23 protein-coding genes and 1 pseudogene are annotated in these 26,518 nt (G+C 43.6%); 6 read left to right on the plus strand and 18 right to left on the minus strand.

Translation table 11 applies throughout. From position 1 onward, the window contains the following. Positions 1 to 101: 101 nt before the first annotated feature. On the plus strand, positions 102 to 749 hold the full coding sequence (locus tag ACUN27_RS19990) for a DUF1796 family putative cysteine peptidase (RefSeq protein WP_418936894.1): 648 nt from the start codon (positions 102 to 104) through the stop codon (positions 747 to 749). Positions 750 to 811: 62 nt separating this feature from the next. Here ACUN27_RS19990 and ACUN27_RS19995 read toward each other — a convergent pair whose 3' ends face one another. The 3 genes from ACUN27_RS19995 to ACUN27_RS20005 form a co-directional block, all read right to left on the minus strand. After that, the gene (locus ACUN27_RS19995; RefSeq protein WP_326060509.1) at positions 812 to 2,515 is read right to left on the minus strand and encodes an ABC transporter substrate-binding protein; all 1,704 of its coding nucleotides are present in this window, start codon (positions 2,513 to 2,515) and stop codon (positions 812 to 814) included. Between the two features lie 99 nt (positions 2,516 to 2,614). Next, positions 2,615 to 3,550 (minus strand): carbohydrate ABC transporter permease, encoded by a 936-nt coding sequence (locus ACUN27_RS20000; protein WP_315949994.1) that lies wholly within the window; start codon positions 3,548 to 3,550, stop codon positions 2,615 to 2,617. 12 nt (positions 3,551 to 3,562) lie between these two features. Then, positions 3,563 to 4,468 carry an ABC transporter permease gene (locus ACUN27_RS20005; RefSeq protein ID WP_157326415.1) on the minus strand — a complete coding sequence of 302 codons (906 nt, stop codon included), beginning with the start codon at positions 4,466 to 4,468 and terminating at the stop codon, positions 3,563 to 3,565. Positions 4,469 to 4,637: 169 nt separating this feature from the next. Between ACUN27_RS20005 and ACUN27_RS20010 the strand changes: the two genes are divergently transcribed. Both ACUN27_RS20010 and ACUN27_RS20015 read left to right on the plus strand, forming a co-directional pair. After that, positions 4,638 to 6,383 (plus strand): sensor histidine kinase, encoded by a 1,746-nt coding sequence (locus ACUN27_RS20010; protein WP_445559497.1) that lies wholly within the window; start codon positions 4,638 to 4,640, stop codon positions 6,381 to 6,383. Then, positions 6,380 to 7,825, plus strand: coding sequence for a response regulator (locus ACUN27_RS20015; RefSeq protein WP_326060511.1), 1,446 nt, complete (start codon positions 6,380 to 6,382; stop codon positions 7,823 to 7,825). Before ACUN27_RS20010 ends, ACUN27_RS20015 begins: the two co-directional genes overlap by 4 nt. Positions 7,826 to 7,878: 53 nt before the next feature. Here ACUN27_RS20015 and ACUN27_RS20020 read toward each other — a convergent pair whose 3' ends face one another. The 3 genes from ACUN27_RS20020 to ACUN27_RS20030 all read right to left on the minus strand — a co-directional run bounded on the left by ACUN27_RS20020 (position 7,879) and on the right by ACUN27_RS20030 (position 10,572). After that, entirely contained in the window at positions 7,879 to 8,955 is a 1,077-nt protein-coding gene (locus ACUN27_RS20020; protein ID WP_445559498.1) for an NAD(P)H-dependent flavin oxidoreductase, read from the minus strand. Between the two features lie 26 nt (positions 8,956 to 8,981). Further along, positions 8,982 to 9,899 carry a phosphotransferase gene (locus tag ACUN27_RS20025; RefSeq protein WP_326060512.1) on the minus strand — a complete coding sequence of 306 codons (918 nt, stop codon included), beginning with the start codon at positions 9,897 to 9,899 and terminating at the stop codon, positions 8,982 to 8,984. Between the two features lie 109 nt (positions 9,900 to 10,008). Beyond that, a complete protein-coding gene (locus ACUN27_RS20030; RefSeq protein ID WP_127454207.1) occupies positions 10,009 to 10,572 on the minus strand; it encodes a TetR/AcrR family transcriptional regulator in 564 nt (187 codons plus the stop codon). A 236-nt stretch (positions 10,573 to 10,808) separates the two neighbouring features. Here ACUN27_RS20030 and ACUN27_RS20035 point away from each other — a divergent pair, with 236 nt between their 5' ends. After that, entirely contained in the window at positions 10,809 to 12,296 is a 1,488-nt protein-coding gene (locus tag ACUN27_RS20035; protein WP_445559499.1) for an MFS transporter, read from the plus strand. Positions 12,297 to 12,391: 95 nt separating this feature from the next. On the opposite strand, the gene ACUN27_RS20040 is transcribed toward ACUN27_RS20035, so the two are convergent. From ACUN27_RS20040 to ACUN27_RS20050, 3 genes are all read right to left on the minus strand, one after another. Next, on the minus strand, positions 12,392 to 12,901 hold the full coding sequence (locus tag ACUN27_RS20040) for a DUF402 domain-containing protein (RefSeq protein ID WP_315949988.1): 510 nt from the start codon (positions 12,899 to 12,901) through the stop codon (positions 12,392 to 12,394). A 41-nt stretch (positions 12,902 to 12,942) separates the two neighbouring features. Beyond that, complete coding sequence (locus ACUN27_RS20045) at positions 12,943 to 14,736, minus strand: protein adenylyltransferase SelO family protein (RefSeq protein WP_315949987.1); 1,794 nt, start codon at positions 14,734 to 14,736, stop codon at positions 12,943 to 12,945. Positions 14,737 to 14,889: 153 nt separating this feature from the next. Beyond that, positions 14,890 to 17,346, minus strand: coding sequence for a prolyl oligopeptidase family serine peptidase (locus ACUN27_RS20050; protein ID WP_445559500.1), 2,457 nt, complete (start codon positions 17,344 to 17,346; stop codon positions 14,890 to 14,892). 225 nt (positions 17,347 to 17,571) lie between these two features. Here ACUN27_RS20050 and ACUN27_RS20055 point away from each other — a divergent pair, with 225 nt between their 5' ends. After that, a complete protein-coding gene (locus ACUN27_RS20055) occupies positions 17,572 to 18,798 on the plus strand; it encodes an MFS transporter (protein WP_445559501.1) in 1,227 nt (408 codons plus the stop codon). A 12-nt stretch (positions 18,799 to 18,810) separates the two neighbouring features. Here the strand turns inward: ACUN27_RS20055 and ACUN27_RS20060 are convergent. The 5 genes and pseudogenes from ACUN27_RS20060 to ACUN27_RS20080 all read right to left on the minus strand — a co-directional run. Further along, positions 18,811 to 19,248, minus strand: a pseudogene (locus ACUN27_RS20060) (VanZ family protein); the annotation flags it as partial. A 54-nt stretch (positions 19,249 to 19,302) separates the two neighbouring features. Beyond that, on the minus strand, positions 19,303 to 20,166 hold the full coding sequence (locus ACUN27_RS20065; RefSeq protein WP_445559502.1) for a M15 family metallopeptidase: 864 nt from the start codon (positions 20,164 to 20,166) through the stop codon (positions 19,303 to 19,305). A gap of 97 nt (positions 20,167 to 20,263) precedes the next feature. Continuing rightward, on the minus strand, positions 20,264 to 21,349 hold the full coding sequence (locus ACUN27_RS20070; RefSeq protein WP_315949983.1) for a sensor histidine kinase: 1,086 nt from the start codon (positions 21,347 to 21,349) through the stop codon (positions 20,264 to 20,266). Continuing rightward, positions 21,342 to 22,037, minus strand: a complete 696-nt coding sequence (locus ACUN27_RS20075; protein ID WP_326060520.1) for a response regulator transcription factor — start codon at positions 22,035 to 22,037, stop codon at positions 21,342 to 21,344. The genes ACUN27_RS20070 and ACUN27_RS20075 overlap by 8 nt, the downstream gene beginning before the upstream one ends. A 48-nt stretch (positions 22,038 to 22,085) precedes the next feature. Further along, positions 22,086 to 23,258, minus strand: coding sequence for an FAD-dependent oxidoreductase (locus ACUN27_RS20080; RefSeq protein ID WP_445559503.1), 1,173 nt, complete (start codon positions 23,256 to 23,258; stop codon positions 22,086 to 22,088). 197 nt (positions 23,259 to 23,455) lie between these two features. Between ACUN27_RS20080 and ACUN27_RS20085 the strand changes: the two genes are divergently transcribed. Then, positions 23,456 to 23,650 (plus strand): hypothetical protein, encoded by a 195-nt coding sequence (locus tag ACUN27_RS20085; RefSeq protein ID WP_315949980.1) that lies wholly within the window; start codon positions 23,456 to 23,458, stop codon positions 23,648 to 23,650. 593 nt (positions 23,651 to 24,243) lie between these two features. Here the strand turns inward: ACUN27_RS20085 and ACUN27_RS20090 are convergent. From ACUN27_RS20090 to ACUN27_RS20105, 4 genes are all read right to left on the minus strand, one after another. Beyond that, the gene (locus tag ACUN27_RS20090) at positions 24,244 to 24,402 is read right to left on the minus strand and encodes a hypothetical protein (protein WP_315949979.1); all 159 of its coding nucleotides are present in this window, start codon (positions 24,400 to 24,402) and stop codon (positions 24,244 to 24,246) included. Between the two features lie 32 nt (positions 24,403 to 24,434). Beyond that, positions 24,435 to 24,773 carry a NucA/NucB deoxyribonuclease domain-containing protein gene (locus ACUN27_RS20095; RefSeq protein ID WP_445560648.1) on the minus strand — a complete coding sequence of 113 codons (339 nt, stop codon included), beginning with the start codon at positions 24,771 to 24,773 and terminating at the stop codon, positions 24,435 to 24,437. Positions 24,774 to 24,988: 215 nt separating this feature from the next. Then, positions 24,989 to 25,249: a cyclic-phosphate processing receiver domain-containing protein gene (locus ACUN27_RS20100; RefSeq protein WP_445559504.1), complete on the minus strand. Its 261-nt coding sequence runs from the start codon at positions 25,247 to 25,249 to the stop codon at positions 24,989 to 24,991. A gap of 185 nt (positions 25,250 to 25,434) precedes the next feature. After that, positions 25,435 to 26,355, minus strand: coding sequence for a hypothetical protein (locus tag ACUN27_RS20105; RefSeq protein ID WP_315949977.1), 921 nt, complete (start codon positions 26,353 to 26,355; stop codon positions 25,435 to 25,437). Between the last annotated feature and the right edge of the window lie 163 nt (positions 26,356 to 26,518).

The following is a 26,518-nucleotide window of genomic DNA, read 5'->3' on the forward strand; positions in this document are numbered from 1 at the left end:
ATCTGTGCGCCCCTATATTGCCCTATCTACTAAGATGTCCAATCAAAGTTAAACCATAGATCATCTAGTATATTAGGAGCACTCCAAGGGAGGGAATGGCATTGAAATTGTATGAAATAAAAGGTTCCTATGACGCAATCGTTAGTTTAGGCAGTGCTTGCAATCCGTCGCTTCAATTAAAACGTCACCAGTTGAGAACGTTTTCAGGTCCGCTGGATTGGCATGTATCTCTTTCCCTTTCTGATGTAAACCGTTTGTTGAAGAATAAATTCCATAACTTCATGGATTTGAGCAATATGAAATTAATAGATGGCGTTGCTCATTTATTAGATGACGGAGTCCCCATTCAGTCCGTAAAGTCGCATTTTGTAAAAGATACTTTATACAATATCCTTTCCGTTCATGATTTTCCGATAGACCCTAATCAACACTGGACGATGACATACCCCTCTTATCTGGAAAAAATGAATCGTCGAATAAACAGATTGCTGGATAAGATGCAAACTAGCCGAACCATGTTATTTGTTAGATGGGCCGCCAATTATGAACAAGCCGTTGAGTTGCAAACGGTTTTATCCGAAATGGTAAAGGGCCAGTTTACCGTCCTAATCCTCTGTCCAGTTGATGGCGCCAATGTGGTTTCGCTATTGGATTGGGGCATGGAAAGAGTTTGTGCCGTGGAGGTTCCTTCCGACCCTAATCGGAATGCAACATGGGATTATGTCTTCCAAGGGGTAAAGATCAACTAGAAAAAGGAGTTAAGCATGTAAGCTGCTTAACTCCTTTTTCACATCTGCACTGATGTTTACCGTTATTTTTTATACACCTTATTGTAAGCATCTTGGTAAATTTGGATGAATTGATCCATACCGGAATCTTTAAGACCTTTCAAGTAGGCGTCCCAATCCTTATCAATGCTCTTAGCGCCCATAATGAACTGCAGCATGGATTGTTTCACATAATCCGTAATAATCGGCTTTAATTGCTTAACCTGATTCGCTTGTTCATTCGTCAAGAAAATATCCGTCGGGTACTCTTCCTTCGGCTGATGCCCTTCGTACAACTCCTTCGTGGCTTTGTACAATCGTGCTTCCAATCCATCCATCGTATAGATGTCTTGGCTTACTGCATACGATGTTTCACGATATTCAGCTGAACGAAGATTTGGTCCCATTTGGTTCCAGTGGTCGTTCTGTACCTGACCTACACCGTATGAAGTTTCTTTCACCTTGAACTTAGCTGCAGTTCCACGCGTGTTTTTATGACTCGCATCCGCTTTCACCCAGTTGCGGTTTTCTTCTCCGAAGTTGGACAACGTCGTGCCTTCATCCGAATAGAGATAGTCAGCCAAACGAATGGCTGCTTCCGGATTTTTGTTTTTGTTCGTTATGGCAAATACGGAATTCCCAATCCCTATATAGTGCGCGGTGAACGAGGCTCCATCTGGTCCCGTTAGCGGAGCAATCGGATCATAGTCCTTATGGCGAGTTGCCGCCGGCGATGCATCGGTGAACTCACCGAACCAACCTGCCGGAATTGCTCCTGCAATGGCTGTGTCAGGGCTGTTCCCTTTCTGTGATAGCGCATCTGATTTCTGCGTAAATGCTTCCTTATCAATCAAGCCTTCCGAATACAATTTATTCAAATATTGCAATCCTTTTTTGAAACCTGGCTGGTCAACAGCTGTTCCCAGCTTACCGCCATTTAATACGAAATAGTTATTATCAGCATTAAAATAAACGAACGCGTTCATGACGAAGGTTTCAATATCCGTATGCCAGCCCGTTGGCGAACCGGTGAACGCGATTTCATCGGCTTTGCCGTTGCCATTTGGATCTTTCTCCTTAAAGGCTTTCAACATGTTGTAGAAATCGTCCGTTGTCTTCGGTGCACTCAGCCCAAGCTTTTGCAGCCATTTCGAGTTTACCCACATTTTGGCGGAAAATTGGCAGTGATAGCATTCATTGACTGAAGGTATCGCATAGATGTTGCCATCCGGCGCAGTAATTGCTTTTTCAAGATAAGAAATATCTTTGAATGCTTTTTTAATATTTGGCGCATATTGATCGATCAGCTTATTAAGCGGTAGCAAAACACCTTGTTGACCATATAACAACTGCTCTTCCTTCGTAAGATCCCCTGACATGAAAATATCAGGATAGTCTCCACTTGCCAGCAGTAACTGCTTTTTCTCTTTCAAGGCTGCTGCTTCGCCAGGTACAAGCTGCCAGTTCAAATGAATATTCGTCTTATCTTCCAAATATTTGGTAAACCAATTTGTATTCAAATCAGCAATATTCGCCGATTGCGGCGCGAAAGCACTCATGTTGATTTTATTTTTGGCGATCGGAAAGCCCGTTGCATTTACGTTGCTTCCTCCATCTGAACTTCCGCCTCCATTCGGAGTAGCGCTGTTCGGCTCGCCGCTGCCCGATGTGCAGCCGACCACAAACGTAGTAATGAATACGATTAGGGCTATCGATTTCCATGTTCTATTGGTTCTTTTCATCCCCATACTCAAACCCTCCTTGTTTGTCTTCGCCAATCCATCTTCGTGGGGGCAAACCGGAGTTATCCGCTGCCTCGCATCCCGCCTTTCATCCTTCACCAGGAATCAGCCTTTTAAAGAACCAATCAGTAGACCCTTCACAAAATGCTTTTGCACAAAAGGATAAAGAATAAGAACAGGCGCACTTGCAACGACAATAAGTGAATATTTAAGCAGTTCCTTCAAGCCCTGTCTCTCCGCTAGTTCCCTGACGTCTTTAATCATTGTAGGATCAATTGAGTTCAGGATTAGGATGTTACGTAAAATAAGCTGCAGCGGATATAAGTTAGCGCTCTTCAAGAAGATTAAAGCTTCGAAATAAGAATTCCAGTAGCCAATTGCATACATAAGCACTAGAACGGCAATGATCGGTTTAGATAACGGTATGACGATTCGCGTTAAAAATTTGAAGTCGCTGCATCCATCCAAATGTGCGGCCTCCGTTAGCTCGGAAGGAATCGACGTTTGGAAAAACGTCCTCGCCAGAATAACCTGCCAGACGGAAATCGCACCTGGGATAATCATGGCCCATCTCGTATCAAGCATCCCCAGTCCTTTTACTGTCAAATAATAAGGGATTAAACCTCCGCTGAAAAGCATGGTGAAAACAAACAAAGCCGTAATCACGTTGCGTCCATAAAAGTTTTTACGAGAAAGCGGATAAGCAGCGGTAATTGTCAACGATACGCTAATTAGGGTCCCTACGACCAGATAGAACAAAGAGTTGCCGTAGCCTTTCAAAATTTGCGGGTTCTGAAATACGGCTTGATAACCTCGTAGTGTCGGCTCAACAGGGAGAAGCCACACCTTGCCAGAAATAACAGCGGATGATGAGCTGAAAGATGAGCTAACGATGTAAATTAAGGGATACGCTACAATGACTAAGCAAATGATCAAAAAAAGATAGACGAAGAACAGATAAACACGATCTATACTGCTTTCAACGATGCGAGTCGTTGATTTTCTTGATTTTAACGCTAAGGCTTGTTCGGAATTCATCATCTACACTGCCTCCTACCACAAACTTGTCTCGGAATTTTTCCTTGCCACATAATTAACAACGATGAGCAGCAGCAAGTTCACGACGGCATTAAATAGTCCGACCGCTGCGGAGAAACTAAAGTTCGCTCCGACTAACCCCATTTTGTATACATAGGTCGAAATGACTTCGGAAGCCCCAACGTTGATCGCATTTTGCATCAGATACACTTTCTCAAACCCTACGTTCATGATTTGCCCTGCATTCAAAATAAGCAAGATCACAGCCGTCGGCATAAGACTCGGCAAATCGATATGGATCATCCGCTGGAAGCGTGATGCGCCGTCCACTTTCGCCGCCTCATATAAGTGTGGATCTACCCCGGCCAAAGCCGCAATATAGATAACCGAAGCATAACCGGTAAACTGCCAGACATCGGAGAGCACATAGACCGTTTTGAAATACTCCGGCTTTGACATTATATTTTCGGCTGGAAAACCGAATTTATCGGCCAATAGATGGACAAATCCAAGTTGTGGCGAAAGGAACAGCATGATAATCGACACCATGATAACGGTGGAAATGAAATAAGGCGCGAATGTGACTAGCTGTACGGCCCGTTTAAACACGCCATTTCTTAACTCGTTTAAAGCTAATGCAAGAATGATAGGCGCAGGAAAACCTACAATTAGCGAGTATAGGCTTAAGAGAGCTGTGTTTTTAATGATTCGCCAGAAAATCGGCAGCCGGAAAAATTCAATGAAATGTTTAAAGCCAATCCAATCGCTTCCCCAAATCCCTTTGGTTACGACATAATTTTTAAAAGCAATTTGCACGCCAGCCATCGGTACATATTTAAAAATAAGCAAATATAGAAGTGACGGCAGAATAATTAGATAGAGCTGCCAGTTTTTCCTTACCATTCTCAATGCTATACTCATGGTAACTCTCCCTCCAAGATGCATTTAAATGTCTCATTTGTTTAAGCGCTTACAAGGACTATCATAATGGACTGTCGAACAAATTTATAGGGATCATTTTTAAGATGAACTGTCCATTCATAAGGTGGTGTGTCTCATTCCAAAGAAGCTTGCTTTCAACTATCAGAATTTGTCTATTGTAAAAAAAATGGCGATAGGCTACATCGTGATCATCTTTGTTCCGATCATCTCGTTCGGCCTATTCCTTTATAATCAGAACTATAATAGTTTCCTGGAAGAATACGCACAAGGCAGACAAAAAATCGTGAATCAAGTGTTAAATAATATAAGTATCAGCACAGTGCAGATCGAGTCCGCTTATCAACTATTCCAAAACAATTCCAATACGATCGCCTATTTAAGCGGGAATTATCGCACAGATTTTGAGCAAGTTTCCAACTTCTTGACCTATATTCGCCCTTTATTTTCCTATATCCTGTCATCCAATCGAATGATTGATGGGATGACGATTTACATGGAACAGCAAAATGGGATGATTTTCCGACCGGAAATGGCCAGAATGGATGAATTCAAATTAGGAGAAGGCATCCGAAAGCTTCCGCTAGGTGTAGGGAAATGGGTAACGTTCAGCAACGTATCGGATCCAAACATCGACCTCCATTATGTTCACAAAATAGGGAATCGGAATTTTGAGCAGGACATCGGTCTTCTCGATATTAAAGTTACCTCCAAGCTAATTAAACCACTGTTTGAATCGTTAAATTTGAATAGCAAAAGCAATCTTTATGTGCTTGATCAGGATCACCAAGTCATCTCGCGCATTGAGAAAATTCCACTAAATAAAGTTTCAGAAAAAGCGATATTGGACGACGCCTTCCAAACGAACATGAAGTACTTTTATCAAACTGTAGGCGGAAATAAAATGTTGATTGAATCCTTTTATGCTGACAGTTTGAAGCTGCATTTTGTTATGATGGAGCAAGTAGATGATGTCTTTAGCGGGATCAAGAAAAACAAATATGTACTTGTGATGATTGTAACGATCCTATTATTGACACTATCCGGAATGTACTACCTGATCGCAAGTTCGATTACGAAACGGATTTTGAAGCTTTCCAAGCATATGCGGCGTGTCGATGAAAACCACTTCCCCCTGTACGTAGGAGAAATTAATAAAGATGAAGTTGGGCATCTGACCTCCTCTTACAATGCGATGATCCGGCGAATGGACGAACTGGTCAATACCGTGCACCGCTCTGAAATGCTGAGGAAAGAATCCGCCTATCAAATGATGCAAGCGCAAATCAAACCTCATTTCCTCTACAATACGCTTGAATCCATACGTATGATCGCAGAAGCTAATGATGATCCGGAAGCGGCCGAAATGTCCTATACGTTAGGCAAGTTGTTCCGCTACAGTTTATCGGGATCGAAAAGTGAAACAACCTTGAAAGAAGAGGTTGAAAATGTCAAAGACTATATCAAAATCCAGCAGATCAGGCTCGGTGACCGGCTGCAAGTAAGTTTCATGATTGACGCAGCAATTGATCATTTTATCTGTCCCCACTATATTTTGCAGCCAATTATTGAAAATAGTATCGTCCATGGGATTGCTACCGTAAGAAAACAAGTTGCGCTCACCATTCGCATTTGGGAAGATGCTGCGTTCATGTTCATTTCTGTAAGCGATACGGGTGCGGGTATTGTGGAGGATCGATTGGCACGGGTTCAAGGGGTTTTAAATGGTAAAATGGATGCTTCTCACCTGCAGAGTGGCGGAGGCGGACTCGGCATCGTAAATGTCAGTGAACGCATCAAAATGTTTTTTGGCGAAGGTTCAGGTACCCAGATCACGAGTAAACTTAACGAGGGAACGACTTGTTTACTCAAATTAGGCAAGGGGGCAGCACAATGAAGCTAATGGTTGTCGATGACGAACCGATCCTATTGAATGGCATTATCCGTATGATTGAGAAAGCGAACACCTCTTTTACCGAGATTGTCGGAGCAAGCGATGGCATTGACGCGCTGCACAAGCTGGCAACCTTTCAGCCCGATTTGATCCTAACGGATATTCATATGCCTGAAATGGACGGGCTCGCGCTTATTAAAGAAGTGCAAGCGCAACATTTTGGCAACCGCTTCGTTATTATTACCGGTTATGATGACTTTGCGTATGCTAGACAAGCGCTGCGTTACCAAGTCGTTGACTATTTATTAAAACCAATTAATAAAGTCGAACTGGTCGGCGTACTCGAAAAAGTTGAACAGACGATTCGGATCGAACAGCGCCAAATGAGAGAACATGACCTGCTGATGCTGAAGGAACATCTCCTTTATGATATGCCCTATGAGGACATGCCGCTCAAGCCGGAGCAGCTGCACACCCTTCTTCCTGATCCGTTTGTGACAATGCTTGTCTTTCAACCCGATGAACATACGCCGATGTTGACAGCTGAACGCCTGAAGCAGCTGTGTAACCAACTTTCCGAGATGCCGTTCAAGGCTTATTCTTTTCAATCCCGATTTTTACGGCAAACTGTGGTTATCCTTAACGGGATGCATGTGCCAACAGAGGCAGAGCTGCAGGTTGCCTGTGGTGATCTGTTAGAGAGCAAAAGCACGCCATACATCGGACTTGCCATTGGCGGTAGCGGTAGAAAAATGGATATAGATAACTTGCGGGAGCTGTACATGGAAGCGGTGGCTTCCATGCTGTTTAACCGGCACTTCGCCAACTGCAGCATCAGCTTCTATCGAAGAGATGCTGAACGTATGGGGCATGAATTGGCTCTTGCCCAAGAGAGCGATCGCATGATTGCTCTCGAACAAATCGCAAAGGAAATGCAGGCCCTGCACCTTCATTTGTCTGACTGTGATCACCAGCACATCAGACTTCGCGAGTTGGTTCTCAGTCTTGTTAGCGATCACAACCAAAAAGTCGGCACCATGTTCGATGTCGCAAATCACTCGAAACTTACAGGACAACTCCTCCCCTTTGAGCGGCGTCCTGAACACAGTCAGCCACATACGCAGGCTATCGATAAAATCGTTTCCTTTGTCGAACAAAACTATAAGTTGGATTTATCTCTCGATGTGGTTGCCGAACATGTGCAAATGCATCCGAATTACATCAGCATGCTGTTTCGCAAAGAGATGGACCTCACCTTCCTTCACTACTTACATACGTTTCGGCTTACCAAAGCCAAGCAGTTCATGCAGGATCATCCTGACTGGCCGATCAATACTATCGCTGAACTCGTTGGCTATGAAAATCCGCGGCATTTTTTCAAAGTGTTTAAAAAATTTGAGAACACCACGCCCGGACAATACCGGCTCGGAAGTTCATCGATCTAAAAGCAAAAAGAAGCAATCGGCAGCTTCCCCGCCAATTGCTTCTTAGTTTCATTTTACTTGAGAATCGAACTCGCCTGCTGCATGATCTCCGCGATGAGATCCCCGGCTTTCTCCCCGTCCGTCAACATTCTTGTCCCTTGTCCTGCCCATAAAGACATATATTCCGCATTCTTCTGGTCAGCCGAAGCATTTCGAATATCTCTTGTTATCGTATTCTGTGTAGGAAAGGGCAACGGTTCAACGCCAGTCTCGTCCCATTGCCGAATAAATGAATTTACAATGCCTCTCGCAGGGCGGCCTGAGAATGCCTTGGTGATAACGGTGCTTTCCTCCGTACTTTTCAAGAGCGCTTCCTTGTACGCCACATTCGCACCTGATTCATAAGCGGTCAGGAACCGTGTTCCCATCTGAACACCTTGGGCACCAAGGGCAAGCGCGGCAACGAGACCACGTCCGTCCATGATGCCCCCAGCGGCAATAACAGGAATCCGAACTTGATCCACGATCTGCGGTACCAATGCGATGGTGCCAATATTGGCTCCCATCGGATGGCTCGTTATGTCAAAGGTTCCACGATGGCCCCCTGCTTCGCTGCCTTGAGCTACAATCGCATCGCAACCCGCCTGTTCAGCCAAGATAGCTTCTTGCACGGTCGTGACCATCGTCACGATACGTAAGCCAGCCGATTTGGCCTTCTGCCTAAGAGACTCTGAAAGAACGCCGAAAGCTGTGCTAATGACAGGCACCTGCTCTTCCAGCAATACAGCGATTTGCTCTTCGAAATAATCAGGCGTGCTGACGTTCTCCCCAGTGGCTTCCGCAATGCCAAGTTGGCCGCGCACCTTGTTAAGCTCCTGTTGAACAACTTGTGTTCTCGTGTTGTTGTCAGGCACTCGAAGAGCAAACAGATTGACTCCGAAGGGGGCGTCCGTCAACTGCTTTAACTCCCGGATGGCCACCCGAATCGCGTCCGGTGTCATATACGCGGCTCCTATCGTGCCGAGACCCCCTGCATTGGAAACGGCCGCTGCCAGATTCACAGTGCCTGGAACCCCTGCCATTCCGGCCAAAAATAGGGGGTATTTGATTTTAAATAGACGGCAAATATCCGTTGTAAGTTGAAGGCTCATGTTATTATTTCTCCTTTGAAAACGCGCTAAGCATCAGCGAGCGCACGCGCAATTATTGTTTTTGCCTCTTCGGCAACTGCAGCCTCATGGTCGTCAATGGCCTGCATCCAGATCAACATGGGTATGTACACAGCAATTAAACGAGCTAAACGCTTCGTCTCTTCATCCACTTCCCCATACTCAGCAAAAAAACTCGCACGAGCACCAGGAGGCAAAAAGCTATAAACAACATTCAGATCACAGGCAGGGTGGCCAATATTCATATCACCCCAGTCAATAATACCAGAGATTAACCCCTGCTCATTGACGAGCATATTTTTAAAATGCAAATCACCATGCAGAAAGATATGTCTTGGTTCTACAGGTTCTGTGTTTAGTTCATGCAAATAATCCGCCATTGCCTGATAATCTTCATCGCTGATATGAGCTCTGAGATCAGCCAGGAAAATTAGCATTTTCTCTTTTCGTAACGCTATATCGGTCAGATTTCTATGGTCAAATTGGATTCCGCTCTCTACGGCAAGTTGAACGGGAAAAGTATGAAGTCTTTTTAAAAATCGTGCAAGAATAGGTGCTGATAAAGTTCGTTGCTCATCCGTCAATCCAATAGGGAATTTGCCTATTAAATAAGGATATCCAAGAAAAGGTGCCGGATATTCATAATCTCCTTCACCAAAAAATAGCGGTTTAGAATAGGGAATAGGTATGTACGCCTCAAGCATCGGTAAAATTTTGCCTTCCATTTGCAATGGGGCAATGGCCACTTTTCTTCTTGGAAAACGGAAAACGAATTCATCACCAACGCGGTAAACGGTATTATCCCAGCCGTAACCAAGTTTATGTATCGTTAAATGCGCTAGCTGAGGAAACTGGCTAGAGATGAATTTCCTGGCTAAACCCTCTGAAACCTCCCACTCTGGATCCCACAGATTCGAACCTCCCAAATGCCTCTACCGCCTCTTCTTCAGTTTCATCTCAAAAAAAGAAAACCGCGCAATGCGCGGGTGATGAAAGATTTCTTATTCTCTGATTATTTGGAATATACGATCCATTTTAGACTAAAATGGCTTTCCAAGAAGCCTCTATCGTCTGTTGAATTTTGATATCCGTTAACTCAAATTTCTTCACATAGTAGCCTTTGACAATGGACGAAACAATTCCATACGTGATGGAATTGCAAAAATTCACATCTAATTCCCGAATGACGCCGTTTCGCTGCCCTTCTCTAATCAGAGCTAGAATCGCTTCACGAGAAACACTGTCATCTTCCAGTTTGCGCAATTCAGGTTTGATGCAAGGCGAATAGGAATACGCATCGATGAATCGGAAATGCTTAGGGAATTCCACCGCGAAACGAATCCTGTTCGTATGAAGGCATTTAAAACGCTCATACAAGCTTAACTCAGCATCGTAACCCATCATCAGGTGATCTCCGAGAAGGATTCGACACTCCCGATACAGCTCATTGATAAGCTCTTCCTTATTGCTGAAATAATTAAAAACAGTACCCGAGCCTACATTCGCTCTTTTCATAATTTTCGCAAAAGTAACGGCCTGCAGTCCTTCTTCATCTATTAAATCCAACGTAGCATTCAAGATATCTTCTCGTTTACTCATTATACACACCTCGTTAACCTCAACTTTAGTATGTACAACTGGGATCGTCAAGTATTCGGAATGCATATTCTGTAATTTCATGGTTTTTTCACGAAAAATGCTGCGATGTGGCCGTGTTTTCGCTAAACTCTTCATTTAATTGGAATGTTCACTCCAAAAATATGTTGACTTCTTCTTTCTCAGGCTTTATGATGTGTTGGAACAAACACTCCAAAGATGAAAGGAAGATCACACAGATGTCTTCAACCACGCCAGCTTTAAATGGACGATTAAGCACCTCACCGATCGTTCTCGCCATTATACTTGCATGCCAACTAATGATTATTTTGGACGGCTCGATTGTGATTACTTCACTGCCGGAGATTGGACGCAACCTGCACCTGTCTGCAACAGATTTATCCTGGGTGCAAAATGCTTACTCGTTAACCTTCGGTGGGCTTCTCCTACTCGGAGCAAGAGCGGGCGATCTCTTAGGACGCAGACGTGTCTTCATGGCCGGCATCGCCGTATTCACGCTGGCTTCGTTAATTGCCGGCTTCGCCAACTCCGCTGAGAGCTTGCTAATCGCTCGATCGATTCAAGGCTTAGCCGCCGCTTTTGCCGCACCATCTACCCTTGCGCTGCTTATGGTTAGCTTTCCGGAAGGCAAAGAGCGGACGCGCGCAATCTCCCTTTACAGCGCCGTGTCCGGTGCCGGCGGGAGCGTGGGGCTTGTGCTCGGCGGCGTCCTGACAGATTTGATTTCTTGGCGCTTAGGCATGTTCATCAATGTACCTATTGGTATCGCACTTATCATCTTAGCTCCTCGTTATCTAAAAGAAACGCCGCGGCTTAACGGTCGGTTCGATATCACAGGCGCCGTCACTTCAACAGTCGGAATGACGTCCATCGTGTACGGCTTTGTCCGCGCAGCCTCTGACGGCTGGAGCAATGTTGGGACGATCGCATCATTCCTTATCGGGATCGTATTGTTAGCCGTCTTTATCCGTATCGAAAAGAAAGCCGAACAGCCAATTACACCGCTCCGCTTGTTTGCAAGCCGTGAACGCACTGGCGCCTATTTGGCAAGACTTCTATTTGTAGGCGGTATGTCTGCCATGTTCTTTTTTCTAACGCAATTCCTGCAAGGTGTAACGAACTTTAATGCGCTCGTTGCCGGTATTGCTTTTCTACCCATGACGGGCGTAATGTTCAGTATGGTATATGCCGTTCCTCGTTTGCTGTCACGCTTTGGAAGCACAAGATTAATGATCGGCGGCGTATTCCTTGCTCTTATCGGAATGTTCTGGTTAAGCCGTATCACCGTAGATACTTCCTATTTTCCAAATATCGCGATTCCGTTAGTGATTTTGGGTGTTGGCGCTGGGGTCGTCTTTATCCCCCTCACATCATCCGGGATCGCCGGTGTTGAACGCAGCGACGCAGGTGCAGCTTCCGGTCTTGTGAATGTCGCTCATCAAACGGGCGCTTCCTTGGGGCTTGCTATCTTGATTACCGTGTTTGGTTCAGCGAGCCGCGAAGCCGTTAATCATCCGCTTGCAGGAGCAGTGCAACAAGACCAAGCAAGGTATGTACTCGCTCACGCCTCTGCAGCTTCCATCACAGGATCTGTCGTCTTTATGGCGCTGTCGCTTATAGCCATTATTGTGCTCATTCAAAAGAAACGCACACCCCAAAAATTACAGTCTTCTCAAGTCGAAATTAGTGAAGTCAGTGTGCATTAATCCATTTGTGGAGAATAACTTGAGGAATCGGCGTTAATAGAAAAGAGGCTATCCCGCGGTCATGTCATGACCTTACGGACAGCCTCTTTTCTATTTTATTCGATCGGGACACGTGCAATATGCTTCGCTAGCGAGCCGTCAAAAGGGAACAGGTTATGACGAACCCGCTCCTTTAACCCTTCTAATTCCAGTCGAGCTTGATGAATCAAATCGGTTGGATAAGCAAACTTGATGGCATTGCTCGCAAATTCGTCTTCATCAACAACCATCCATTCGCCGCCTAATTGAATATAATCCAGATCTAAATCTACAAAGGAAACTGTATTCCCATCCAATTTGGCAGGTTGGTTAATATTGCAATAATACTGCCGGATCTTGCCACCGACGATGTCAGCACTTACCGTAAACCACGAATCAAATGAAAAAAATTCAATCGTCCACGTCTCCATCGTAAACACTTTTTGCTTCGTATAATGTTGCAACTGTCTTCCCTTTTGGCCCAAAACAAAAATGTAAGAATCCGTCTTTTCCAAAAGCGTTGTGTTCCATTCGTAATGAGGAACATTTCCGTATTTCAGCGCTTGAATCGTTATCTGCTTATCCATGGTGGTATCCTCATCGTTCTCCGTCGTTGTACGATTCATTCTTAGGTTCCGCAATAGGTCCGGTAAGGACGAGCAGTTTGTGCTGGCAGTACGGAATATTCCGATTGTTCGGCTGTATGCGCGAAAGGGTTTGAAAGAACTTGAAGAAGCCGCTCCATCACACGATAGTCTCCATGTTTTACTGCTGCTTCTAATGCTTCTTCTACCCGATGATTACGTGGAATAATGGCCGGATTGCTGGTGCGCATTAATTGCTGTGACAAGTCTTTCGTCTCCTGCTGTCTGCCTAATCTCGCCTGCCATTGCTCATACCACTGAGCGAATTCCGCGGTCCCGAAAAGGAACGTCTCCTCGGGTTTATCCAAGGTTAACGCACGGAACGTATTCGTGAAATCTTCCCCGTATTTATGCATCATACTGAGCAGCTCTTCGATTAACGTGACGTCTTGAACCTCTTCGTTAAAAATCCCCAATTTCGCTCTCATTCCTGACAGCCAATTCCGATGATACCGTTCCGAAAAATTAGCAAGCGCACTTTCAGCTATTTGTATCGCTTCTTCTTCATTCTCACTCAATAAAGGCAATAAGGTTTCAGCAAATCTTGCAAGGTTCCAAGCCGCAATGCGAGGCTGATTGCCATAGGCATAGCGCCCCTGCGAATCAATGGAACTGAACACGGTAGCCGGGTCATACACATCCATGAAAGCGCAAGGACCATAATCGATCGTTTCACCGCTAAGCGCCATGTTGTCTGTGTTCATCACGCCATGAATAAACCCAACAAGCTGCCATTTGGCGATAAGATTAGCCTGACGTTTAATCACTTCATTTAAAAGGGACAGGTACCGGTTCTCATCCGCCTCAACTTCTGGAAAATGCCTCTGCAACGTGTAATCAGCCATGGCTTGAAGATCCTGAGGAGTGCCAAATTTTGCCGCAAATTGAAAAGTACCAACACGTATATGACTAGCAGCTATACGGGTAACAATTGCTCCTTGTTGCTCGGTTTCACGATACACGGTTTCACCTGTCGCAACCACCGCTAAACTGCGGGTTGTTGGGATACCTAATGCGCTCATCGCTTCACTTATAATATATTCACGCAGCATCGGACCAAGCGCCGCTCTACCATCCCCACCGCGGGAGTAAATGGTAGGTCCTGCCCCTTTTAGCTGAATATCAACTCGGTCGCCTTGAGGAGTAATATGTTCGCCGAGCAAATTAGTCCGGCCGTCCCCTAACATATTAAAATATCCAAATTGATGCCCTGCATAAGCTTGAGCAAGTGGCGAAGCACCTTCAGGGATTTGGTTGCCTCCGAAAATCTCCGCGCCATCAGCTCCTTGAAGCTCCTGGATATCTAAACCTAGTGATACAGCCAACCTATCGTTGAAAATCACGATTTCTGGTGAAGGAACAGGAGTCGGATTGATCCGGCTATAAAATAGTTTAGGCAGACGAGCATAACTGTTGTCAAAATTCCAGCCGCGCTCTTTTTCGTCCTCCTGTTTTGACAATTCGGCCTGCCAAGCACGCATTCCGCCATCGACGGTGATCGCGTCAAACCCCTTCTCACGCAGTATAATGGCACAATTCGTCCCAGAGTTACCACCTGAACAAGTGACGTACACCGTTTTGCCTCCTGCGATTTTTTGAAGTTCGGCTGCGGTACTTTCTGACCAGTTGTTAATTTTACCTTTTTCAATGTGTACGCGATGAAGATTATTATGCTCTGGTGTATATTCAGAAGCGGTTTCATTGCTACGGACATCGAGCAACAGGACTTCTTCTGTTTCTAGTTTTTTAAACAATTCAGGGATTGATATTTTGTCCACGGTAGCCTCCTATAACAAATAAACGAGATTGAATTCATTCATTAATCATATCACCCGCTTACTTCTCCAGCAAATCAGCGCTTAGTAAACAAAAAAAGTGCCAAACAACCTCACAAAATCGAGGTTCTTGGCACTAAGATATGTAATACGCGATTATGCGGATTTTTTCTTGTTTTTCACATTTTTATTTAAGAAATGAATAAGTGCTTCATAAAAGTCGCGTACGTTTTCCTGTTTTTGATACCCATGACCCTCATTCTTCTTCAGCATGTAAGGGACATCTACATCCAATTTGCGCAGCGCGGCCACCATTTGATCCGATTCTGCTCTATTCACTCTAGGATCATTTACACCTTGTGCGATCATTAGCGGCGCTTTTATTTGGTCGACATGCAGGACCGGCGATGCCGCTTCAAGCAGTTTCTTATCTTTGACAGGGTCACCGACCTGCTGATACATCATCGAACGGTCCATGGACCAGTATGGCGGAATCGTGTTCAAGAAGGTAATCAGATTGGAAGGTCCTACGAAATCCACACCCGCAGCATACAAATCAGGCGTAAACGTCATCCCTGCCAATGTCGCATATCCACCATAGGATGCTCCATAGATGGCAATGCGCTCAGGATCAGCAGTTCCCCTTTTAATCAACCAATTCACACCGTCCGTGATATCGTTTTGCATGGTTTTCCCCCACTGCTTATCTCCCGCGTTCATGAAGGCTTTCCCGTAACCTGATGACCCACGGAAATTCATCTGCAACACCGCATACCCTTGACTCGCCAGTAGTTGAGCTTCCATATTGAAATCCCAGGAATCGCGAGCCCACGGTCCACCATGCGGGTTGATAACAACGGGCAATTTGTTAGGAGCTGCGCCTTGGGGGAGCGTTAAGTACCCGTGAATCGTTAGTCCATCTCTACTTTTAAAAGATATCGGCTGCATTTTCGCCATCTTCTTTTCATCTAACTTTGGTTGTACGTCTGCAACTTTGTCAATCTTATCCGTTTTACGGTCGTAGAGATAATAGCTGCCATAAGATGTATCGCTATATGTGTATAGCAGCAAGACATCCCTGTCCGGCGATCCGATCAAATTCCAATGAGCAGTTTGAAGTTTGTCCTCGATTTTGTGGAACAACGTTTCAAATTCATGATCCAAGGCCTGTAACTTCATCTCTTCCGTCTCATAGGTGACGGCCGCAATGGATTTGTTCTTATAGGACACGATAAAATTAGTGAGATCCACCTCATCATTGACATAAATGACTTCCGTCTCTTTCTTGGTAAGCGGGTCATATTTCACGAGAGCCTGCTTATCGCGCCCTACATTGGAAACAGCGTAGATTTGCTCGTCATTGAACGTAAACATAGCCGGAATAAAGGTATCTTTGCGATCAAACGTATCAATTTTATCAAAATCTTTGCTTTCATTTTCACGATATAGAAGGTTAGTGGCTTCACCGTCTACAGCTATTGCGGCACGAACCTCTCCCCAGTTATCCGTTACCCAAAATTTGACGTTTCCAGGATTCTGCACCTGCAAATTTGTATCACCTGTACTGAGCTTAACCCTATAAACGTCCATCACTTTGGGATCACGCTTATTCATAGTTAGCAATAACTCAATATCGCTTTCAGTCTTGGAAGGCAACACATCCAGAAGATCAGCTTTTACATTCGTATATGGCGTTAAGTCTTTTTCACCTGACCCGTCAACGTTCACTACATAAATATGTGTGTTTTCCGTACCGCCTTTATCCATCTTGTAAATCAACACTTTATCGGTAATCCAATATATGCTATCAATATTCTCGTCTTTGGAGCTCGTGATTCTCGTACTTTCCGACTCTCCAACCTTTTGGATATATAGGTTCATGCGGTTTTCCCATGGTTGTAAATAAGCTAACGACTTACTATCAGGGGATAGCCGCATTTGGGCTTTATTCGGTAGTTGCAAAAAGTCATCCAGTGAACCAGGACCCTGCCCTATTTCTTCTTTTTGAGAAATCGTTCGGAATAAAAATAAGACTAACTGAGCGCGAGTTACCTGATCCTGCGGCATAAACATTAATTGCTCAGTAATAAAATTTTGCTTTAACTTCAAGACATCGTCATGATGCGCTTTGCCGATCGTTGCTTCATCCTTAAGCCATGTTTGGATGCCGTTATCCTTCAGTTGGAAAGCACGCACCAGCAAGCTTGACATCTGTTCGCGTGTCAAGAGCGCATCGGGTTGGTACATGCCATCGCTGCCTTGCACAATGTTTTGTTCTTTCAATGCATTGACTGCTTCTGCATAAGGGCTATTTGCTGAAACGTCCGTAAAACCATTCAACGTTGTCGGCTTTTTGAGCTTGAGCGCTTTGCTCAGCCATTTAGCGGCATCTCCGCGAGTAACGGCATCGTCCGGATGAAAGCCTCCGTCATCTTCGGCATCCACGATACCTTTCTCTTTGAGATGAGTTATCTCTTGACTTGCATAATAATCTGCCGGCACATCCGGATATGCCACTGCATCGCTGTTTGCCTGTGCCCCGATTGGTAGCGAAATGGCCGCTATCCATACTGCCGCCAACAAGGAAGCTACCCCTTTTCGAAATGAAACCATCCTGACCCATCATCCTCCTGTAAAATACATGCGACAACAAAAATACGGAACGAGTCCCATTATATCCCAAAAATTGAGAAATTGATAGACTTGTAGAGTAGAAAAGTAATAGGTAAAATTACCCATAACAATTGCATGATATTCCTTTAGGCTTTCACATGTATGAAATCGGAATATAGGTGGAAGATAGAGGTAACAGTCTGAGGATGGGAGCCGTATACGAACATGAGTAAATCAACATTGCTGCAGGAATCAGCAAAACGCAAATTACTTTTCAGCGCGGGGATAAGCTGGTTATTTGATGCCATGGATGTAGGGATTATTTCCTTTATCGTCGCCGCTTTGGCTGTTGATTGGAAATTGGGAGCACAGCAAATTGGCCTATTGGCAGCCATCAATTCAATAGGAATGGCTGTTGGTGCAGCCGTTGCCGGAGCAAGTGCAGATCGCTATGGCCGTAGATCCGTGCTTTTGGTAACCCTGCTGATTTTTTCTGTCGCAAGCGGACTTTCTGCAATAGCAACCGGTTTCATCATGTTATGTATCCTGCGTTTCATCACTGGATTCGGTCTTGGCGGGGAGCTGCCCGTAGCTTCTACACTTGTTTCTGAGTCATTTTCCGCTACAGAAAGAGGACGGGCTGTGGTGCTGCTCGAAAGCTTTTGGGCATGCGGATGGATTATCGCGGCTTTAATTTCCTATTTTGTTATTCCTGCATATGGCTGGAGAGCGGCATTTCTCATAGGTGCGCTGCCGGCCTTATATGCCTTATACCTAAGAAGAGCGATTCAAGATTCGCCGCGCTTTAATGAGCAACGAAGTCGCCGTTTAACGCTCAAAGAACGTGCCTCCTCCGTCTGGTCGGCAAATTTCCGGAAATCAACGATTACGCTCTGGATTCTCTGGTTTGTCGTTGTTTTCTCCTATTACGGCATATTTCTGTGGCTTCCATCTGTCATGGTGTTGAAGGGCTTTAGTCTTGTAAAAAGTTTTCAATATGTGCTGATCATGACGCTAGCACAGCTTCCGGGCTATTTCACTGCGGCTTATTTTATCGAGAAATTCGGTCGTAAGTTCGTTCTCGTCACTTACTTGCTGTTAACAGCTTTTTGCGCGATTTGGTTCAGTACGGCCGCTACAGAAGCCATGCTGATTGCCGCAGGGATTAGCCTATCCTTTTTCAATCTTGGCGCTTGGGGAGCCATGTATGCGTATACCCCCGAGCTATACCCTACTCGTGTCCGCTCGACAGGCGTTGGTTTTGCAGCATCCTTTGGACGTGTCGGAGGCATCATAGGTCCTTATCTTGTAGGATTATTGGTGTCTCGACATCACAGCATTACCTCGGTATTTACTATTTTCTTCATTGCCATCGTATTCGGAGCGCTGGTTCTTCTGTTCTTCGGCAAAGAAACGAAAGGAACCGATCCGGATCAAGCCGCTAGCAGCTGACATGAATTTGAATACGCAAAAGCCCAACAACCCACCGGACGTATTTAAAATAAGATCATCCACATCAAAGCTGCCGATAGAAAATAGAACTTGTGAGCATTCCAAGCTCAAACTTAAAGCAAAGGATCGAAACCCTACACCTATCATTGACATCTTTGATTTTTTGGACAAAATCATCAAGAAAACGCCATAAGGAATGAATATCAAGATATTTCCGTACAAATTGATAATGTCATGGCTGGATAAACTTTGAATGTTGTGCGAGATGGACTCGAATGGACGGAAGTTAGCCATTTGCAGGCGATGCCGGATATAGATCGGATTCCCTAGATATCTCTGAAGTTGATGCCAGAGGAAAGGGATGTCAACCGAAGCGAATTTAAATAAGATAACTTTAACCACCACGTAGATATAAAGGGCAAATAGCCCGGACATCACAGTGTCATACATGAATTTCAACTGTTTCAACCTGTATCCTCACCTTTCCTAAGTTTTTGATGCCATTTATAAAAATACAGTGACAATAACGCCATCCATGTTGTTGCCGGACAGCTCGTATTTAAGCTTGCTTGGCACTTGGATGGTTGTATTTTTTGTAATCGGATGATAAGAAATTTCATATTTGACACCGAGAACAGTTGTTGTTAATGTCTGTTGTTGTTTCAGGAAATCCAAATACTGTTCCAGCGTTAAATTTTTTTGCTGCATAATCAAGCTATGAGGCACTCCAACATATCGGAAATGCCAAGGTTCATACTGGATGCCGGTAATCGCGGTTTTATCCTTGGGATAACGCAAAATAAACCCGTAGGTCGCAGCATTCTTCTTCAGCCAATTCCCTTCAGGAGCTTGACTCATTTCCGATTGCGTCGAACCAATATCAAGAGCGATACCTAAATTGTGCTCGCTATTCCCTGCCGGCAAAGCATAATCCGGGCCCATATCTTTATACAACTTACTTTGTTCTTTGTTATCCCGGTAGCCGCTGTTAATGATAAAATGATGAATTCCCTCTTTATCAGCCGCTTGGATCATGGTGGTAAAATTTTTCACGATGCTTTGTGATAAGCGAATCGTGTTATCCAATAAACCATAGCCATCGACCAATTCTTTATGCTGAAAAAGATTAACCACATCCGTGAGAATCCCTACCTGGTGGATCGGGTAATCCTTATTAATTAAGACTAAATTCCCTCGGTATATTTGATCTTTCATAATCTTAATCGTTTGTTCGCTTTTTTGGGGAATCGACTCTTGAATGTCAACTTTTTCTCCCCCTTGTTCTTCATTTACACGCTCCGTTTTCTGGTGAATGGCTTCATAACCAAGCAGTGCAAGTATGACAAGACAAAAAACCCACTTCTTCATTCTTCGTTTCCTCCTTCTTCTTACTAGACATAAGAATAGGGCAAACTTTTTAAGAAAGAAGTGGGTTAAAATTAAAGTTTTTCTTAAATTTCTCTCATTAAAGCGGTAAACGCACCTCAAAGAGCGTGCGAACCAAGCTGCTCTGGGCAGTTATCGTTCCTTGATGCTGTTCCACGATATTTTTGGCTATGAAGAGACCGAGTCCCGTACTTCCCCCTTGATGCGTGCGGGCCCGGTCACCGGTGTAGAACATATCAAAAATATGCGGCAGCTCTTCCGAAGGAATACTATCGCCATAATTAACAACTTGGACGACAGCTTCCCCTGCATCAAGATAACAGTTGAAATCCACGAATTGGCCGTCTTTTCCGTACCGATTCGCATTCGTTAATAAATTTTCAAAAACACGTGCGAGCAGCTCGCCATCACCCCGAATTTGCAAATGCGGTTCAATATTTAGTCTAACCAAGAGGTGACTTTTCTCGAAAACAGGATACAATTCCTCATTAAGCTGAATGAGAAGATCACTCAGATCGATTTGCTTTTTCTCAATGGAAAGCATGCCGTAATTCATCCTTGTGAGTTCAAACAGTTCGTCGATAAGCTTCTCCAGCCGTTTGGACTTCGTAAAAGCAATCGTTGTATAATGCCTGATTTGTTCCGCCGTCAATTGATTGTCCTGAAGCAGAAAATCTAAATAACCTAAGACCGAGGTTAGTGGTGTCCGCAAATCATGAGCTAGATTTAAGACCAGCTGATCTTTGCTGCTTTCCGCGAAATCGCCCCGCTCCACCGCTTTTTGCAGCTTCTCACTTGCCATATTGATATCTTCCGCAATTTCTCTGAACTCATCATTCGATGAAATGTGAACTCGGCTTTGAAAATCCCCGTTAGCGAGACGATGAATCCCTGTGGAAATCTCATGAAAATAGGTAGCATAAGGTTTGGTAAGGAAAAAGAAACAAACAATCGCTAGAGGGATAAAAAAGATGAGAAAGAAATTAAAATCCCCAATATTCGAGATAAAATGGCGTAATTTCGCCAAAGGATCTTCGGCCCGAACACCGCTGTAGTAAAGCTGAAGGACTTTATAAAGGATGAAGGTGAAAGCGCCGGACAAAAGCATGCTCATTCCTAATAGAACGATCATTTGGAAGCGGAAACTTCGTATCATTTTAGCCATTGAATGTATATCCCACACCCCAAACGGTTTTGATCCATTTGTTTTTATTGTTCTCATCTTCACCTAGTTTTTTGCGTAGGGTACGGATGTGCACCATGACGGTGTTGCCACTTTCATAAAAGGCTTCGCCCCATACGTGTTGGAAAATATTTTCCACACTGAAAACTTTTTTGGAATGAGCCGCCAAAAGGTAGAGGATATCAAATTCTTTCGGTGTTAACTCAATGTTTTCACCATATAGAATTACTGTCCGCTTGTCAGGGTCAATCGTCAGTCCTCCTGCTTCCAGCAGGTTATGGTCGACTTTGGGTTGACTTAACTGCATGGACCGTCGCAAATGAGCGTTCACTCGAGCGACCAGTTCCATCGGATTGAACGGCTTGGTCATGTAATCGTCGGCTCCAATCACCAATCCCGTTATCTTATCCAAGTCCGATGATTTGGCGCTAAGAAAAATGATCGGCATTTGATGCTTTTCACGTATTTGCCGAGTCACTTCATGTCCGTCCAACTTCGGCATCATGATATCTAGGATAGCCAAATCTATCGAATGAGATTGAATCGCATGAATAGCTTCTTTGCCATCCGCCGCTTTGATAATTTGGTACCCTTCTCTTTCTAAATGCAGCGCAATCAGGTCGGCAATCTCAGCCTCATCATCTGCGACTAATATTGTAATTCGTTTCATCGATATCCCTCTTCTATTTAAAATGCTTCATTCCTATTCTATCCGAATTCAGCGCATTTGCCCATTCTCCCTCTCATGGTATTGATTCATCAGATCCGCCAACTTGCGCGCAGCATCGTCCGAAAAGCAAAGCTTCAGATTCGCATCGGATACCTCTGCTGAAATGGACGAGTAGGCATACATCTTCTCCTCGTAGGCTTGAACAGCCGTGTTCAAGTCATCGTGCTGAACGATGGACAACGCCAGCTCAGCGGCATCTAACATCGCTAAATTTACGCCTTCGCCAGCAAAAGGGGACATCAGATGCGCGGCATCTCCAATCAGGGTGACACCAGGTTTATGCGTCCATTGGAGTCCAACCGGCAGACTATAGATACGTCTAGGCACTATTGGCCCATCTGCGGAACGGATATAATCGGTCAGTGAAGCATCCCAATCGCTAAAATACTCCAGCAGCTTTTTTTTCGCTTCTTCAGGCTGATCAAACGGGATACCGCAAGTATCCAGCCATTCGCGTTCAGCTTCAAATGCCGCATATACACAAATTCGGCCATCTCCATTCAACTGACTCAATATGCCTTTATGATCCGCAAGGGCGAACATTTTGCCGCGTCGATTAAAAGCAGCCAGTTTCGGATGTGCGACAGCGGCATTTTCAACATATAGTTCAACCATGCTTAGTCCGCTGTAGGCAGGAACTGATTCTGTAAGCAGCGGACGAATACGGGAAAATGCCCCGTCTGCGGCTACAACAAGGTGAACAGTGTCCACATGCCCATTTTGAAAATGCAGTTCGTGCATCCCATCATCCGTAGGAATAGCCTGAACTAAATCGTGACCCCACTGAATGGTGCCAGGGTCGATAGCGTTTAACAACAGATCCCGCAGCGTCCCGCGATCGATTTCGGGTCTATCCCCCTCATGGGACTCCGCCACTTCATCCATATACAGATTGCCGAATTTATCGAGAAGTTTGAAATCTTCTCCTTCATATCGGGCGAGCGTCTCAAATTGTTCGATTAAGCCAGCTTCTCTGAGTGCTTTCTGTCCAGAATCGGAATGGATATCTAAAGAACCGCCTTGTTTGCGGCTTGAAGGTGATGTTTCACGTTCATAAACGGTAGTTTTGATACCATGCTGCTGTAAAATCCGGGACAACGTCAGTCCTCCAGGACCTGCTCCTACGATAGCAATGCGTTGCTGGTCTTTTGTTGTGTTCATACGAATCGACCCCTCGTCGTTAGATTTTAATTATCAACTGACCCGAGTATACGACTGCTTTTTAAACTGAAAATAAACGAGGAAGTTTCAATGGGTGTCACGTTTCTACAACTTTCACATACATCATAGTTTACAATAAAATAACCACCATCAAGCAAATCCTGCAGCCGATGTAGAATGTACCAGGGAGAGCTCTCATGAAAAAGAATCATATTGTCATCGCAATTACATGTCTTTTCTTTGCAGGAGCTATTGTTGGATTGGGTTTAATGGAAGATAATAACGAAACAGAACCGATCGTCAAGACGCAAACCAATGATTTGCCGAACAAAAAACTTTATGGATTTATATTTTATGAGGAACCTGCCTCTTACATTTCATATCAAAAGTAGGGAACATTAACTTTGACCTCCCTACTGCATTCTGTGTTCAAAGACTTTCAAATTGGGTATCCGTCAGCTTCTCGCTGAGCTTCCAAAGTTTAGTTGCATATTCAGGGTCATTGGCCCATGGACGTACTCCATAACCTTTGGCGTAGTGTTGTATTGGGAGAATCAAAACGGTTTTCCCTAATCAACATAACCGAACAAAGTCCCAAATATTATTTCAACTGTACTTGGTGTTGTAAATGATCAAACTCAAAAATCATTTAAGGCTCAGAAAGTTATAATTAGTACAGAAGACAATAAGACTCTTTCTACAAAGACTAACCCAATCAAGTAATTCATGCCTCCAATTTGGGGGCTTTTTTATATATCCGTTTTATTGGGAGTCCTCAGTTCCGAAGTTTCATGAGAATGAAAACCTTCGATGAATTCTAAGCACTTCCCACGCATTGTGGGCATTACAATATGATGTTAAATAGAATTGCGAAACCATAAATAAGAGCTATAAATAGAAAGACAAAAAAAAGAACGAGAGCTATTGCATATAGTAACCTTTGCACTGTCTTGACACGCTCCCATGATTCCTCAATTTTATTAATTCAAGTTGCCACAAAAAACTCATTTACTTGCTTTGTGCCACCACCAAATTGCCAACCTTTTGACTCAATAAACTCAATAAATGCATCTAAGAATTCATTGTGTCCTAAATCACCTTCATCTGCAAAAATCGAACCATTAATTTCAACACCTTTTTGCATTTTTAATAGTCACCTTCCTATTTCGATTAGAATTACTTCACAACAATCTTAACCTTTGTTCCATCTGAATATTTTTCTAGTTGATTTGAAATCCAAGATCCAGCACCCCTATTATCTTCAGGAGTGACATACATGATATCTGCCCCTTTTCCACCTTCCGCACACTTAGCCATTGGAAATTCGTCGCGGTCAAATCCCTTCTTTATAGGTACACCTTTCAAAGACTCCTTACGATTCTCCTCTGCACTTTTTCGATCAATGGTACAAATATTACTCTTACCATGCTCTTCTGCTGATTTGATGTGTGCTGCTGTTTCAGGGTAGCGTTCATTGGGAACAACAATTGTTAATGCAACACTGTCGGTTTGCATTACGTTACTATTAGATGTTTGTAAGCTATAGTATGAAATTCCAATTACAATAATCAATCCTAAAAAAGTGAGATAATTCTTCTTAATGCTGGATCCACCCTTCCAATTAAAGATTCATTTCATTCGCTTCCAGAGTATTTATTAACTGTAATAGGATAGTGATAAATTTCTATATCTGGATCAATGAAGCCTCGACGTTGAGCAGCTAGAAGTGTTCAATACATGTTTTTACGTCCAACAGGATTATCGGTATGAAGATATATCTTATTAGCTCGTAGCCCTTGTTCGCAAATGTATTTAACAAAATCATAACCATTGCGCATTTCTTTACCTTCTGTATCTTCTCCAAGGTCGTGATCTAATGTTAGAATATTAATCTCGTTATTTTCAATAAGCTCTACAGCTTCAACATATGTTCTTGCAACTGTAAAACCGTCTGGACAATCTCGAAGGTCATCTACGTATAAATTAATCATGTTTTCACCTCACCCATGAAAGGCACGTTTTAATCATTTCTTTAAACTATTGTTGTTTGGCATAAAAAGCTTTCGACTAAAGTAAGCAAAAGATCTGTAACTAATTTCTCTAGCTCAAACACTAGTCCCTCTTTCTCGTCATCTCATGCTCCGCTTTTAGTTAAAATATCTATTTTATAACTGTTCTATTTCTTTTTCTCTTCCTCTTTTTCATCATCCACTTTTCGCTTTTTAGTATTTTCTTCGTCATCTTTATTGTCATTTTCACTTTCGTTAACAGGAGCTTCTCTTTTTGACTTTAATCCTTTTAGTTTTTCTTGGAATCGTGCATATCTATTAGCAAACATATCTTGATCAACATCTAAACGCCCATCCTTTGCTTTATTTGCCCTAAAGAATGGAAACCACTTAGCAGCAATTTCTTCCGCTGATAAATCATATCTTCCTGAATCTTTGACTAGGTCAATAATTATGTTATTGGTGGTAGCATTTCGTCTCTTCTTTCTCACTTCCTCCTCAGCCGCCGCTGCGATTCTAGCGGCATTCTCTTGGTTTTGCAAAACAACATCTTCATTCGCAGCTTTTATTTCAGAATAGTGTTCAATACCATCTAACATATCTTGGTATTGATCAGCATATCCGCTAAGTCTTCTTTCATCACCCCTATTTAAAGGGGTATCAATTAGAACACCTTCATCAGTATAATATGCACGATTTCGGCCTTCATCTTCTGTAATGTGAAAGGAAGAAACCCATCTAGGACTAATGTAGTTGTACTTCAATGGACCAGCAAAATCTGGTGAATCAGGGAATACTGTTGCATGAACTCTTGGAGTAAGTTCTTGCACTCTGCTATCTGTACCTTGTTTGTTATGTGGAACCTCACTGTATAATCTTTTAGCTTGAATAACATTGTTATTTCCAAGTAATTGTCCCACCATTTTATTTCCAATAGTCCGTTGAAGCTGTGTAATTATATTGCCTGAGAGATTCCCAAGAGGCGCATTGTTACTCTTTGTTTCTTTCTTGATGTCGTTGTTATTGTTGTTAGATCGGTGAGCGTTTGCTTCTTGATTAGGTTTATGATTATTACCATCTCGTATCATGCCAACTCTCCATTCAAAGTACAATTATAAAATAACTGTTTAATCGTAAAACCGCCAAGCACCGCTATCCATTTGAAAAACCTCAACCAACTTAAATCATCTGGAATAGATTCAGGTGCGTATTTTATCAAATGATTATTTAAAGAATCCACTAGTATTGAAG

The organism is Paenibacillus sp. WC2504 (assembly GCF_052682475.1).